This window comes from Megamonas sp. (assembly GCF_986095205.1).
This window is the reverse complement of the sequence record NZ_CFQVBI010000072.1, coordinates 42,687-57,269: the sequence shown is the minus strand read 5'-3', so window position 1 is coordinate 57,269 and position 14,583 is coordinate 42,687. Positions and strand designations below refer to the sequence as shown.

Genomic DNA, 14,583 nt, shown 5'->3' with positions numbered 1-14,583 from the left:
TTAAATTCAATTTCTCCTTTTTTATATGATCATTAAATAAATCGTTTTTCAATGTAACGAAGTCTAAAAAATAATAATACAGCAGAAGTAGCAACACCAAGTACCATACTTTGCCAATAAGCAAATGCCCCTTGAGTCATGAAATAATCAAGAAACATACCTAAAGGTAAGCAAATACCCCAATAAGCAAGCATACTTACATAAAAAGCAGCTTTTACATCTTTGTAACCACGCAAGATACCTTGGATTGGACAAGCAATCGCGTCGAATAATTGCCATGCTGCCGTATAAATTAAGAAATGAGCAATATATGTCAATAAAGTAGTATCTGTAGCATATAAAAGTGCTATATAATCACGGAAGTAAAATACTAAGCCAACAATTGATAATACACAAAGGAAGGATACAATCAAACCTAGATAAGCATATTTTTTAGCCTCTAAGTATCGCTTAGCTCCTACTTCAATACCAATAATAATTGTTAAAGCTAGAGAAAAGCTCAATGGCAACATATATAAAACACTAGAAAAACTCATAGCTGCTTGATGAGCCGCTATATAATTTGTACCGAATTTACTGATAAAGATGATGATAAAACCAAATAAACTAGCTTCCATAAAAATACCCATGCCATTAGGAATACCAATGCCTAAATATTCTTTGATACTTTTTAAGGAAAATTTAAAATTGAATAGAGCTAGATTTTTAAATTGAGGATTATTGATAATTATAGCGATAAAAATAAATAGTAAAATATAATAAGTGATAGCAGTTGCCACACCTGCACCGATACCGCCTAATTTAGGGGCACCAAAATTACCATAGATGAAACAATAGTTTAAAAAGGCATTGATAGGTAATGCTAATAGATAAATTTTCATGGAAACAGCAGTGCCTGCTACAGTATCTGTTAAAGAACGAAGTGGGAAAGTCAATAAGCCACCACTTAAACCAATGATTAAAGCTAACATATAGTATTTAGCTATATAATATACATCAGGTTCAAGTGTTAAAATAGCTAAAATATCATCAATAAAGAAGAAATAAGCTAAAAGTAAAATCAATTCGATAATAATAGATAAAATCAGTCCGGAATGAATAACGGTAGCTATGCCATCTTTTTCATTTTTACCAATTAAATGGGCGATTATAGGCGTAGCAGCCATTAAAATACCTGTAGAGCTTGCAATAATAGGCATCATAAGGCTTCCACCTATAGACGAACCAGCGAGTTGTTCTGCACCAGCATGACCAGACATTGTAGCATCAAAAAAGTTCATGCCAATGATTGCTAATTGCGTAGCTAATACAGGTAACATAACATTAATAAGTCGGCGTAATCTATACATTGTACGTAAGTTTAACATAGAAAAAACCTCGGTTTGAAATATTTTTTTCTATTATAAAGTATAGTGTCGCCCTATAGTCAATCTGTTTTTAGAAAAAGATTTTATCTATTTTTGTACAATAAGTTTAATTCTATAATTAATGATTGTATTATATAAATTTTTAAATGATAAGAGTCTATTAAAAAAGGGGCAAACTTTTTAAAAGCAATAAAAAAAGGAAATACTTCAAACTACTAAAAAGCCTTTAAATACTAGATTTATCAAGACTTTGAAACACTTTGAAATATTTCCCTGTATCATTTAATTTAATGGCGGAGAGGGTGGGATTCGAACCCACGGTCCCTTTCGGAATCACTGGTTTTCAAGACCAGCTCCTTAAACCACTCGGACACCTCTCCATTAGTTGCTATATAAGTATAGCAAGTTTTTTTTATAGTTGTCAACTATTAATTTAAAAAGTTAAGTAAGAGGAAAAACTATAGTTATTGATATGCTTGATAAGTTATATCATATGAATTATACTTAATTATGCAATATCTTAAATTACAAAGGTTGGTGAATAATTATGGACGAGTATCCGGAGAGTAACAAGTTAAATTATCAAGAAAATAAATATAGAGGATACCTACCCGATTATTTATCAAAGATATTACAAAATTTTTAGTTAAATAATAAATTGTGGTAGGTTTTTTAGAGAAGGGAGAAATCTATCGCAATGTTGAAAATCTATAAATCCATGGAAACAGGTCCTTTAAAGGAATTGACATTAAAATCATTAGAAAAAGGAGCATGGATAAATATAGTTGCGCCTACTCCTTATGAATTGAAAGTAGTAGGTAATTTAACTCAAGTAGAACCAGATTTTTTGCGTTCAGCACTAGATAATGAGGAACGTTCACATACAGATATAGAAGATAATTCGATTATGATTTTGACTAATGTGCCAGTGATGAGAACCTTTGAATCTTATGATACTTTGCCATTAGCGATTATCTTGACTCCAGATTATATTATCACTGTATGCTTAGAAGATACGCCTGTGATTTCAGATTTTAATGAAAGAACATATCGTTCTTTTCGCACCTTCAAGAAAACACGCTTTTTATTTCAAATTTTGTACAAATCTGTTACATATTATTTGAAATATCTTCGTCAAATAGATAAACTTTCTGATGAAATTGAAGCTAGGTTGCGTGAGTCCACTGAAAATAGAGAGATTTTACGTTTATTGGAATTACAAAAAGCACTTACTTATTTTAATGCTTCTTTGCGTTCTAATGGTGCAGTGCTTGAAAAACTCATGCGCTTGCGCTCTAATCACAGTTTGCAAAATATCATAAAGTTATATGAAGAAGATGAAGATTTACTAGAAGATGTAATTATTGAAAACAAACAGGCTCGTGAAATGGTTGAGATGTATAGTACAATTTTGGCTAGGCTTGCTGATACCTTTTCTTCGATAATGTCGAATAACTTGAACTTAGTAATGCGTTTTTTGGCTGCTATGACAATTATTTTAGCTATACCGACTGTAATCTCTAGCTTTTTTGGTATGAATGTGGAAGTGCCTATGTCAGAAAATCCATTGGCATTTTTGGATATTTGTATTTTAGCTGTGCTTTTAGCTGGTATCTGTGCGACAGTATTGTGGCGAAAGAATATGTTTTAGAGTAAAGAGGTTTTTATGAGAACTTTGATTGAAGCTAATTTATGTGATGGCGTTATCTATGGAGATAATGTCAATTTAGAATATGTATATATGCCAGCTTCAGAGATAGGTGTGAAAAATCCTATTTGTGTTTTTGAAGAAAATTCTTCACGAGAAGATATTTCTATGAGTGAGGCTTTAACGATTATTCGCAAACGCAGTTTAAAACCTGTGAAGCACCCTAGATTGGGAATTTCTTCTTGTTAATATAAATTGTGTTATATTTTATTATTTTAGTTGGAAAGGATGTGATATATATGATGGCTATATCATCTTCTGATTTATTAAATGAATTTACTATTTATGCTGATAAAGTTGTTGATGAAAAAGAAACATTGATTGTACAGCGCAGTAGTGGTAAAAACATTGTAGTAATGTCTATGGAACAATTTAACGAATTACAAAAAGAGATTTTTTTGGCAAAGAATGCTCAAGAAAAAAAGTGAGGTTTTTGCTAAATGGAAATAAATGATAATGATAAGGAAATAAATTCAGCTTGGCATGTTCATGAAGACGGAACGGTACATGCTCATCATGGACATACACACACGCATACGCAAACAAAAGCTGTATTAAATCGCTTATCAAGAGCTATTGGTCATTTAAGTGCAGTAAAACGTATGGTGGAGCAAAATAGAGATTGTAGTGATGTATTAATCCAATTATCAGCTGTTAATTCTGCGATAAAAAATGTTTCTAAGATAATTTTGCAGGACCATATAGAACATTGTTTAGTAGAAGCGGTAAAAGAAAATGACCAAGAGGCAATTGATAAATTAAAAGAAGCGATTGATAAATTTGTAAAATAAGCAAGGGCAAGTATTTATGAAGGTAAATATTTGCCTTTTGTACTTTTAGTACATTCGTGTACAAGTGGAAAAAAGATTTTTGAATTGATAGAATTAACAATAATATATGAGATAGTAGACTTTTTATTGATAGAATGATAAAATCTTTTAAGAATGAGTAATGTATTTTAAGTACAAGATATTGATAGGATGAATAAGATGGTAACAATAAATGCAAATGCGAAAATAAATCTTACTTTGGATATTTTAGGCAAAAGAACAGATGGTTATCATGAAGTTAGTATGGTTATGCAATCTATTAATTTATTTGATACATTGACTTTTACTAAACTTGATGCAGAAGAAGGCATTATACTTCATGGTGATGTCAAAGGTGTAGCAAAGCCAAAAGATAATTTAATTTATAAAGCAGCAAAATTATTTTTAGATACATATAAGATAAACAGTGGTGTAGAAATTAATTTAATCAAAAGAATACCCGTAGCTGCTGGATTAGCTGGTGGTAGCACCGATGCTGCTGCTGTATTTAGAGGATTAAATGAATTATTTGAAATGAATTTAGGCATTAATGTTTTATGTAAGATGGCAGAACAATTAGGCTCAGATATATCATTTTGCTTGATGGGTGGAACAATGTTAGCGACTGGTAGAGGCGAAATTTTACAAGAAATTTCAGCTATGCCAAAGACAAATATTGTTTTAGTAAAACCAAAAGTAGATGTATCTACAGCATGGGTATATAAAAATTATCATAAAGTACAAGATAGTGTAATTCATCCTGATAATAAAGCAATGCGCAAATCTTTAATAAAAAAAGATTTACAAGGTATTTGTAAAGCTTTAGGCAATGTCTTAGAATATGTAACTATCCCAGAATATCCTGAGATAGCTAAAATAAAACAAAAACTTTCTGATTATGGAGCAATGGCTGCAATGATGTCTGGCAGTGGTCCAACAGTCTTTGCCATTGTAGAAGATAGTCAAAAAGCAAAAGATATAGTAAGTAAAATACAGTTGGATTTTGATGCAGATGTATTTGCTGTAGAAACAGCAGAAAAAAATTTTTAATGGAGGAATAAACATGAGCAATAAACTTACACCGATAAAGTTAGATAGTTATCAACCTTTACGTGAAGTAGTTTTTGAAACTTTGCGTGATGCTATAAGAAAAGGTATTTTAAAACCAGGCGAACGCTTAATGGAAATTCATTTAGCTGAACAACTAGGTGTTAGTCGTACTCCTGTTAGAGAGGCAATTCGTAAATTGGAATTAGAAGGCTATGTAATTATGATGCCTCGCCGTGGTACATATGTATCCAATTTATCCATTAAAGATATTAATGAAGTTTTTGAAATTAGAACTTCACTAGATTCTTTAGCTAGTGGACTTGCTGCTGAACGTATCACTGATGAAGAACTTGAACATTTACAAAGATTATTAGTTGTCATTGGTGAAGCTATAAAAGAAAAAAATATGGAAAAAATCGTTGAAGCTGATACGAAATTCCATGATATTTTATATCAAGCAAGCAGAAATAATCGTTTAGTAGGTATTATTTATAATTTACGCGAACAATTGACAAGTTTCCGTGCAAAATCCATGGCTTATCCTGGTCGTTTGGAAGAAACTTTAGAAGAACATCGTCGTATAGTAGATACTATTGCTCAAGGTGATGCAGTTGCTGCACAAAAAGCTTCTGAATATCACATGGAACGTTCTGAACATACTTTATTGCTTAGTATGGAAGATAAAGATGGCAATATGTAAAATAAAAAATAAATGCTAAAGATTTTTTTTAGATATGATTTATATATGATATAATAAACTTAGATAAGTTTTTATTTGATATACAGTATAAGATTTTTTGCTAAGATAATAGCAAAATGAATTTTATAGATAATAAACCATGGGATGCATGGGGTTTGCTTGATATGAAAACATCAAGAAGTTTCTATTTTATAATTGCAAATGAAATGAGATAGAAATACATCACATATACAATAAAGGAAAGTGAATTTTAAGGTGAAATCAGAAGGATTAATTACCATAATTTTAGCCGCAGGTAAAGGCACTCGCATGAAATCTAAATTACCAAAAGTACTCCATTGTGCAGGTGGAAAGCCAATGGTAGAACATGTACTTGATGCTGCTAAAAATGCTGGTTCCACACGTAATATAGTTGTAGTAGGCTTTGGTCGTGAACAAGTACAAGCTGTTTTAGGCGATAAAGCTGAAATCGTTTTACAAGAAGAACAATTAGGTACAGGTCATGCTGTAATGCAGGCAGAACCATTAATCAAAGATAAAAATACTGCTATAATGGTTTTATGTGGCGATACTCCACTTGTTACAGGTGCTACATTAAAAAAATTCTATGAAGAACATGTACAATCAGGAGCTAAAGCCTCTGTACTTACAACATTTATGCCAGACCCATTTGGCTATGGACGTGTAATTCGTTTAGTAGATGGTTCTGTAGAAAAAATCGTAGAACAAAAAGATGCTAGCGAACGTGAACTTGCAATCAATGAAATCAATACAGGAATTTATTGTTTTGATGCCGAAGCTTTATTTGCTAGCTTGAAAAAAGTAAATAATAATAATGCTCAAGGCGAATATTATTTACCAGATGTTTTATCCATTTTACGTGGAGAAAAACAGAAAATAAATGCTACTATTGCTGAAAATTATGAAGAAACATTGGGCATAAATTCTCGTGAACAATTGGCAAATGCTGAAAAAATCATTCGTCAACGCAAAAATAAAGAATTAATGGCTCAAGGAGTAACTTTGATGGATCCTGATACCACTTATGTAGATGTTGACGTTGAAATTGGACAAGATACTATAATCTATCCATCTACTTGGATTGAAGGCAATAGTAAAATTGGACAAGGTTGCAAACTTGGACCAAATTCACATTTCAAAAATACAGTTATGGGCGATAATGTAGAAGCTATGTTTAGTTTTACTGAAGACTGTGAAATCGCAGATGATGTAAAAATGGGACCATATGTACACATTCGTCCAAATACAAAACTTGCACATAAAGTAAAAATTGGTAACTTCGTAGAAGTTAAAAATTCTAATATTGGTGAAGGCTCTAAATTACCTCACTTGAGCTATATTGGAGATACTGATATGGGTTCTGGTGTAAATATGGGTTGTGGTACAATCACTGTAAATTATGATGGAAAAAATAAATTCCGTACTATAATAGGTGATGATTGCTTTATTGGTTGCAACTCAAATCTTGTAGCTCCAGTTAAAGTAAATAATGGTGCTTATGTAGGTGCAGGCTCTACAATTACTAAAGAAGTTCCAGAAAACGCACTTGCAATCGCACGTGAAAGACAGAAAAATATTGAAGGCTGGAAAGACAAAAGAAAATAACTAAGAAATTTAGTTAGTATAATAGTTTAATTTATATTTTATTTTGGTAGCAATGTAGCATAACTACATTTCTATATATATTATTATTATTTATTATATTTTTAACAGATTTCAGGAGGAGTAAAATGAACTTCGATACCTCAAAATTATGTATTCTCACTGGTAATGCAAATCCAAAATTAGCAGAAGAAGTAGCACAGTATATCGGTGTGGAATTATGTCATGCTTTTGTAGGTCACTTCAATAATGGTGAAACTCAAGTAATGATTAGTGAAAGTATTCGTGGTAAGGATGTATTTATTATTCAGCCAACTAGCCAACCAGTAAATGACAATCTTATGGAATTACTCGTTATGGCTGATGCTTGCCGTCGTGCATCTGCACAGAGCATTAATGCGGTTGTACCATATTATGCTTATTCTCGTCAAGACCGTAAAACTCGTGGTCGCGAACCTATTTCTGCAAAATTAGTAGCTAATCTTATGACTACAGCTGGTATTGACCGTGTAATCACTGTTGATTTACATGCAGGTCAAATCCAAGGTTTCTTTGATATCCCAGTAGACCATCTTGCAGCAGCTCCACTTCTTGCAGCTTATATCCAAGCTAAAAATCTTGAAGATGTAGTAGTTGTTTCTCCTGACCTTGGTGGTGTAACACGCGCTCGTGCTTTAGCAGATCGTTTAAAAGCACCTATTGCTATTATTGAAAAACGCCGTCCAATGCCAGGTTGCGCTAAAGTTATGAATTTAATTGGTGAAGTAAAAGATAAGAATTGCGTTATCATTGATGATATCGTAGATACAGCAGGTTCTTTATGTGAAGGTGCTAAAGCACTTGTTAAACATGGTGCAAAATCCGTTTATGCTTGTTGTACTCATGGTATCTTAAGTGATCCAGCAGTTCAGCGTATTGAAGATTCTCCAATGGAAGAGTTAATTATTACAAACACTATTCCATTACCTGAAGAAAAACATTCTAGCAAAATTGTTTCTGTATCTATGGCTCCACCTATAGGTGAAGTAATTTCTCGTATTTATCAGAAAAAATCTGTAAGTAAACTTTTCGATGCAATTGATATCGTAAAAGGTAAAGGCTGATAATCAAATAAAAATATAAAAGAGGTCTCTACAAAGAGACCTCTTTTGCGAATTAGGATAAATTTTTAATCATTTGGTTGTTTCAGCTTAAATTCAGTTTTAAATTTTATATTGGAAAAATAATGAACAAATAGGAGGGATTTTATAATTTATGTTTACCCTAGAGATTATAAAAGCTATTGTTTTAGGGATTGTTGAAGGTCTAACAGAATGGTTGCCTGTAAGTAGTACAGGTCATATGATTTTAGTTGATGAGTTTATGTCTTTAAATGTAAGTAAAGCATTTATGGATATGTTCTTAGTAGTTATTCAGCTAGGTGCAATTTTAGCTGTAGTTGCTTTAAATTTTGATAGACTAAATCCATTTTCAAAAAGAAAAACATATTTGAAAAAAAGACAAACCATTTCTTTATGGGGAAAAGTAATCGTTGGCTGTATTCCTGCTGCTGTAATTGGTTTAGCTTTTAATGATTATATGGAAGAGCATTTTATGAATGCACAAGTAGTAGCATTCACTTTGATTTTATATGGGGTATTATTTATTATAGTTGAAAATTATAATAAACATAGAACACCAAGCATCAAAGATATTGACTATTTAGATTATAAAACAGCATTGATAATAGGTTTCTTTCAGGTATTGTCTTTAGTGCCAGGTACATCTCGTTCTGGTTCCACTATTTTAGGTGGTATTTTATTTGGAACTTCTCGTGTGGTAGCTACAGAATACACATTCTTTTTAGCTATTCCTGTTATGTTTGGTGCTAGTGCATTAAAACTATTTAAATTCGGTTTTAATTATACTTTTGAAGAAGTTATTCTATTATTAGTGGGTATGGTAGTAGCTTTTATAGTTTCTATTATTTCTATTAAATTCTTACTTCGTTATGTAAGAACAAATGACTTTAAAGCATTTGGCTGGTATCGTATAATTTTAGGTCTAATCGTATTTGCATATTTTTATTTCCAAGGATAAAAGGATAATTTCTTTTTAAGCATAAGAGCGAATATAAATAAAAGGATAAGAGTTGAAGTAAATCAATTCTTATCCTTTTTATTTTGTCATTATTTATTATTTAATGGTAAGAGAAGCCTTTACCATTTACTTCAGAAGCATTAGAGATAATAAAGAAGGCTTTTTTATCTATATTTAAAGCTATTTCTTTAATTTTACTTAATTGCGTAAGATTTACTACGATATAAAGTATTTTCTTTTTAGTATGTGTATAGCCACCTTCACCATTGATTAAGGTAACACCACGTCCTAATTCAAGCATGATAAGCCCTGCAATTTGTTCAGACTTATCGGAAATAATCATGATGGATTTTCGTTTATTGAAACCAGTAACAATGCGGTTATCAACTTCACCCATGATATACATGTAGATTAAAGTGTAAATGGCTACTTCAAAATTGAATAGACAAAGACCACAAAGTACGATGATACAATTTAAAGCGAAAATCATTGTACCGATATTATAAGAATAGAGTTTCTTGATTAAAGCTGCAATTACATCGGCACCACCAGTATTAGCATTTGCACGTAAGATAAGACCAAAGCCAATACCAGAAACTACACCAGCAACGATAGCTGATAACATAGGATTATTATGTAGTGGAGTATATGGTGTTAAGAATGATGTTAAATCAATGAAGAATGAATATAGACCTGTACCTAATATTGTGTTGAAAAAATATAGTCTTCCAAAAAAATGATAGGCAATATATAAAATTGGAATGTTGAAGATGATATTTTGAATACCGATAGGTAAATCAAATAAATAGTGGAGAATAATGGCAATCCCTGTAAGTCCGCCAGAGAGAAAATGATTAGGAATTAAGAACAAATTACATGATATGGCAGAAATAAGAGCACCAATGACGATCATTGCATACTGGATAATATATTTTTTCATAAAATACCTCTAAAATAATATAAAATCTAAATCAATATTCAACATTATATAGCAAATTAGGTATTTAGCAAGTAGTTTTTTTATTATTTTACATATTTTATAAAATTTTTCAGGAAAAAGTGTAAGTAAATGTACATTACAATCTGCGTTTAGCTATAGCATTACGCATTTTTTTGATATTAGTGAAGTTTTTTGTAACATTTTTTTGATATACACCCATATATAGAATATCTACTATGGCCATGTGTATTAATCGTGAAGCAACAGCTTCAGATTTATAGGCGATTTCGCGACCCATACCATGCAAAACAACATCAGCTAATTTACAAAGAGGAGAGTTCATATAACTTGTTATGGCAATTATAGGAACATTATTATTGTGAGCTAATTCTATAGCTTGTAGAAGGTCAATGTTGGCGCCTGTATGAGATACGCAGATAATTAAATCTTTTTCTGTGAGTAGAGAAGACGCTGTAACTTGCATATGCAAATCATTATAGGCTTTTATAGGAATACCAAAACGCATAAAACGTGTTTCGATATCTTGGCAAACTGTAAAAGAATTACCAAAGCCATATACACAGATTTGATGGGCATTTTTTATTAACTGAACAGCTTTTTCTAATTGTTCAAAATCAATTAATTTTAAAGTGTCTTGCAGTCCATCAGTGATGGAAGAAAAAAGTTTTTCAGCAATTAATTTATAGGAATCATTGGGATTTATTTCTTGAGATACTAATTCATCTTGACTATATACTTCACTAGCTAAGGCTATTTTTAAACTTTGTAGACCGCTAAAACCTAATTTTTTACAAAAACGAGAAATAGTAATTTCCGAACTTTGAGTATTGCTGGCTAAATCGGAGATAGTTTGACTCATGACAGTTTTTAAATTAGCAAGGATATAATCTATGATGCGTTTTTCTGATTTCGTCATATTATTATAATTGCTACGCATTAATGTTAAGATAGATGTATTTGTCTCCATGATATTCACCTCAAAATCTTTCTTAATGTAATTATAACAACAAAATATAGTGATAGTATAGAATAAGATTGATAAAAAATGATATAAAAATATCAAAAATAAAAAATAAAATGAAAAATATATTGCATAATAAAGTTTTATTTGTTATAATTTGCTTGTGTTAGTAAATAAAGAAATTACATAAATTAATGATTTTTCAGTTTATTTATAATGGTTTAGGGAAAGGGCGGTTTTAATGTTGGATTTTAGTAATACAAGAAGTTGTATTTGGATTGGGGTAGATGTAGGTACTACAGGAGTTAGAGCGATTGCTTATCAAAAAGATGGATTGAGTTTATGTAGTGCAGATGAATTTTATCCGTTAGAAACACCATATCCAGATTGGGCTGAGCAAAATCCTGAGATTATATATAAAGCAATTGAAAAAGTTGTACGTGAAGTAGCTAATACTTTAATTTATAAAGGTAAAAATGTATCTGGTATAGCTATTAGTACTGTTATGCATAGCTTTGCACCGGCTAATGAAAATCGTGAATTATTGAGCAATATGATAACTTGGGCAGATAGTCGTTCAGTAGGTATTGTTAATGAATTAAAAAAAGATGAAGCCTTAGTAAAAGGTTTTTATGAAAGAACATGTTGTCCAACTCATTCTTGTTATCCATTTTTGAAAATCTTATGGGTGAGAAAAAATTATCCTGATGTATTTGCCAAAATGAGATATATTTATTCTTTAAAAGATTATATTTTTGAAAAAATGACAGGTGAATGGGTAGTTGATAAATCCTCAGCTTCTGCAAGTGGTTTATATAATGCTCATAAAATGGATTGGGATGAAGAAATTTTAAATTATGCGGGAATAACAAGAGAACAATTACCACCTGTTGTATCTACAACTTATCAGAGTAAATTGACAGATAGTGCAGCGCAAAGATTGAATTTACCAGAAAATTTACCTGTAGTTATTGGTGCTACTGATGGTGTATTGGTAAATGTGGGAATTGGTGCTATTGAAGATGGTCAGTTAAGTGCGACAATCGGTACAAGCGGAGCAATTAGAATGCTTACAAAAACACCGAAGGTGGATAACTTAGGACGCACATGGTGTTATAACTTGACTGATGATATGTGGGTTGCAGGTGGTGCTATAAATAATGGTGGCATCATCATGAGATGGCTTCGCGATAAAGTCTGCCATTATAGCAATCATCGTTTAGAAGATATCGATATTGACCCATATGATTTAATGACGCTTAAAGCTTCTAAAATTCCAGCTGGAGCAGAAGGATTATTGTTGTTGCCATTTTTTACAGGTGAACGTGCACCATATTGGAATTCTGAGCTTCGTGGAATGTTTTTTGGCTTATCTTTAAATCACAGTCGTTCGCATATGATTAGAGCTGGCATGGAAGGTATATGTTTTAGTTTAAATTGTGTACTAAGTGCTTTAAAAGATTTTGGTCAGGTAAAAGATATTCGCGTCAGTGGTAGTTTTACAAAATCACCATTATGGTTACAAATTATGGCTGATATCTTTGGCGAACATATAACTTTACCTCAAAATAGTGAGGGAGCAGCTTTTGGGGCAGCTGTTTTAGGTTTCATAGCTAGTGGTGAGATGAAAGATATCTCTGATACTGCAAATTTAATTAAACCGAAGAAAGTATATAAACCACAAGCAGAAAATAAAGAAGTCTATGAAGAACTTTTTGATATCTATAGCAGTTTATATGAAAAATTACAACCTGATTTTGCACGCATAACTACGTATCAAAATAAAATGTATAAATAATAAAAATATATAAAGAGAGAGGGTTTTGATTATGCCATTAGCTATATTGGCTGTGGGGATTATTATTTTATTTATACTTATTGTAAAGTGTAAGTTAAATAGTTTTTTATCTTTAATTTTTGTAGCAATTTTTATGGGCTTTGCTTTAGGTTTACCAGTAGATGCTATCGTACCATCTATAACTAAGGGGTTAGGCGGTACATTAGGAGGTCTGGCAATAGTCGTAAGTTTTGGGGCTATGCTTGGTAAATTGATGGCTGATAGTGGGGGAGCACAAAGAATTGCCACTACATTGATTTCTATGTTCGGGGTAAAAAATGTTCGTTGGGCTGTTTGCTTAACAGGTTTTGTCGTAGGTATTGCACTTTTTTATGAAATTGGCTTTGTACTTTTAATTCCATTAGTATTTACGATTGCAGCTGAAGCAAAGGTTAATCTTTTAGAAGTTGGTATTCCAATGGCAGCTTCTTTATCTGTGGCACATGGATTTTTACCACCACATCCAGGGCCAACAGCGATTGCAGTTATTTTTAATGCAGATTTAGGTACTACTTTGATTTATGGCTTTATCATTGCAGTGCCAACAGTTATCTTAGCAGGACCACTTTATTATAATTTTGTTAAAGATTTGAAACCGGAAATTCCAAAAGGTTTATACAATCCTAAAATTTTCAAAGAAGATGAAATGCCTTCTTTTGCAATTAGTATTTTTACTGCATTAGTACCAGTAGTATTGATGGCAGCTTCTGCTATTGTAAAGATGACTTTAGATGATACGTATAGTATTTATCATATTTTAGTATTTTTAGGAAATCCAGATATAGCGCTTACTATTTCTGTAATCATTGCCATTTTTACTTTTGGCTTAAATCGTGGAAAATCCATGAAAGAAATAATGACAAGTGTAGAAGATGCAGTAAAAACTATTGCGATGATTTTACTTGTTGTTGCAGGTGGCGGTGTTTTAAAACAGATTTTAATTGATAGTGGATTGGGAACATATATCGGTAGTTTAATTCATGGTTCAGATATGTCTCCATTATTGATGGCATGGTTGATTGCTGCTGTTATCAGAACTTCTGTTGGGTCTGCAACAGTAGCAGCACTCACAGCAGGTGGCATCGTAGCACCATTAATTCCACTCACTGGTGTAAGCCCAGAACTTATGGTATTAGCAGTTGGTGCAGGTAGTGTAATTTTCAGTCCACCAAATGACCCAGGATTTTGGTTATTTAAAGAGTTCTTTGGCTTAACTATAAAGGGAACAATTCGCACATGGTGTGCTTTAGAAACTATTATTTCCGTTGCAGGTATTATTGGTGTAATGATTTTAAATGCAATCTTATTTTGATAGTTTTTGAAGATTTTATGCAAATAAATTATAAATAAAGAAGATAATTGTATTTTATGAATAATTTAGTAGCTGAATTTTAGACATGCGATAATATATTGTACGAGAAAAATAAAAAAGCTACCTTATTGGTAGCTTTTTTTGATAGACAGTTGTACAATATAGATATATTTTTT

The 14,583-nt window shown here is 31.7% G+C and carries 14 protein-coding genes and 1 tRNA gene; 11 read left to right on the top strand and 4 right to left on the bottom strand.

What is annotated here, in order from left to right:
• Positions 1-32: 32 nt before the first annotated feature.
• On the bottom strand, positions 33-1,367 hold the full coding sequence (locus tag AC5LAX_RS10905) for an MATE family efflux transporter (protein WP_115152302.1): 1,335 nt from the start codon (positions 1,365-1,367) through the stop codon (positions 33-35).
• A gap of 291 nt (positions 1,368-1,658) precedes the next feature.
• Positions 1,659-1,747: transfer RNA gene (locus AC5LAX_RS10900), tRNA-Ser, on the bottom strand.
• 317 nt (positions 1,748-2,064) lie between these two features.
• On the opposite strand from AC5LAX_RS10900, the gene AC5LAX_RS10895 reads away from it, so the two are divergent.
• From AC5LAX_RS10895 to AC5LAX_RS10855, 9 genes are all read left to right on the top strand, one after another.
• Positions 2,065-3,018: a magnesium transporter CorA family protein gene (locus AC5LAX_RS10895; RefSeq protein WP_008539365.1), complete on the top strand. Its 954-nt coding sequence runs from the start codon at positions 2,065-2,067 to the stop codon at positions 3,016-3,018.
• Positions 3,019-3,033: 15 nt separating this feature from the next.
• Positions 3,034-3,264 carry a hypothetical protein gene (locus AC5LAX_RS10890; protein ID WP_008539367.1) on the top strand — a complete coding sequence of 77 codons (231 nt, stop codon included), beginning with the start codon at positions 3,034-3,036 and terminating at the stop codon, positions 3,262-3,264.
• Between the two features lie 50 nt (positions 3,265-3,314).
• Complete coding sequence (locus AC5LAX_RS10885) at positions 3,315-3,503, top strand: type II toxin-antitoxin system prevent-host-death family antitoxin (RefSeq protein WP_008539369.1); 189 nt, start codon at positions 3,315-3,317, stop codon at positions 3,501-3,503.
• A gap of 12 nt (positions 3,504-3,515) precedes the next feature.
• On the top strand, positions 3,516-3,866 hold the full coding sequence (locus AC5LAX_RS10880; protein WP_008539371.1) for a metal-sensing transcriptional repressor: 351 nt from the start codon (positions 3,516-3,518) through the stop codon (positions 3,864-3,866).
• Positions 3,867-4,064: 198 nt separating this feature from the next.
• Positions 4,065-4,934 carry a 4-(cytidine 5'-diphospho)-2-C-methyl-D-erythritol kinase gene (gene ispE / locus AC5LAX_RS10875; RefSeq protein WP_288909302.1) on the top strand — a complete coding sequence of 290 codons (870 nt, stop codon included), beginning with the start codon at positions 4,065-4,067 and terminating at the stop codon, positions 4,932-4,934.
• Between the two features lie 13 nt (positions 4,935-4,947).
• A complete protein-coding gene (locus AC5LAX_RS10870; RefSeq protein ID WP_008539373.1) occupies positions 4,948-5,634 on the top strand; it encodes a GntR family transcriptional regulator in 687 nt (228 codons plus the stop codon).
• Between the two features lie 255 nt (positions 5,635-5,889).
• Positions 5,890-7,260 carry a bifunctional UDP-N-acetylglucosamine diphosphorylase/glucosamine-1-phosphate N-acetyltransferase GlmU gene (gene glmU / locus AC5LAX_RS10865; RefSeq protein WP_288909303.1) on the top strand — a complete coding sequence of 457 codons (1,371 nt, stop codon included), beginning with the start codon at positions 5,890-5,892 and terminating at the stop codon, positions 7,258-7,260.
• 125 nt (positions 7,261-7,385) lie between these two features.
• Positions 7,386-8,360, top strand: a complete 975-nt coding sequence (locus tag AC5LAX_RS10860; protein WP_019000076.1) for a ribose-phosphate diphosphokinase — start codon at positions 7,386-7,388, stop codon at positions 8,358-8,360.
• A 151-nt stretch (positions 8,361-8,511) separates the two neighbouring features.
• On the top strand, positions 8,512-9,336 hold the full coding sequence (locus AC5LAX_RS10855) for an undecaprenyl-diphosphate phosphatase (protein WP_019000075.1): 825 nt from the start codon (positions 8,512-8,514) through the stop codon (positions 9,334-9,336).
• A gap of 100 nt (positions 9,337-9,436) precedes the next feature.
• Here AC5LAX_RS10855 and AC5LAX_RS10850 read toward each other — a convergent pair whose 3' ends face one another.
• Positions 9,437-10,276 (bottom strand): YitT family protein, encoded by an 840-nt coding sequence (locus AC5LAX_RS10850; protein ID WP_015561874.1) that lies wholly within the window; start codon positions 10,274-10,276, stop codon positions 9,437-9,439.
• Between the two features lie 136 nt (positions 10,277-10,412).
• Positions 10,413-11,264 carry a MurR/RpiR family transcriptional regulator gene (locus AC5LAX_RS10845; protein WP_015561873.1) on the bottom strand — a complete coding sequence of 284 codons (852 nt, stop codon included), beginning with the start codon at positions 11,262-11,264 and terminating at the stop codon, positions 10,413-10,415.
• A 235-nt stretch (positions 11,265-11,499) separates the two neighbouring features.
• On the opposite strand from AC5LAX_RS10845, the gene AC5LAX_RS10840 reads away from it, so the two are divergent.
• Together AC5LAX_RS10840 and AC5LAX_RS10835 are read left to right on the top strand one after the other, a co-directional pair.
• Positions 11,500-13,056 (top strand): gluconokinase, encoded by a 1,557-nt coding sequence (locus tag AC5LAX_RS10840; RefSeq protein WP_288909304.1) that lies wholly within the window; start codon positions 11,500-11,502, stop codon positions 13,054-13,056.
• A 31-nt stretch (positions 13,057-13,087) separates the two neighbouring features.
• Complete coding sequence (locus tag AC5LAX_RS10835; protein WP_022228344.1) at positions 13,088-14,407, top strand: gluconate:H+ symporter; 1,320 nt, start codon at positions 13,088-13,090, stop codon at positions 14,405-14,407.
• The last annotated feature ends 176 nt before the right edge of the window (positions 14,408-14,583 follow it).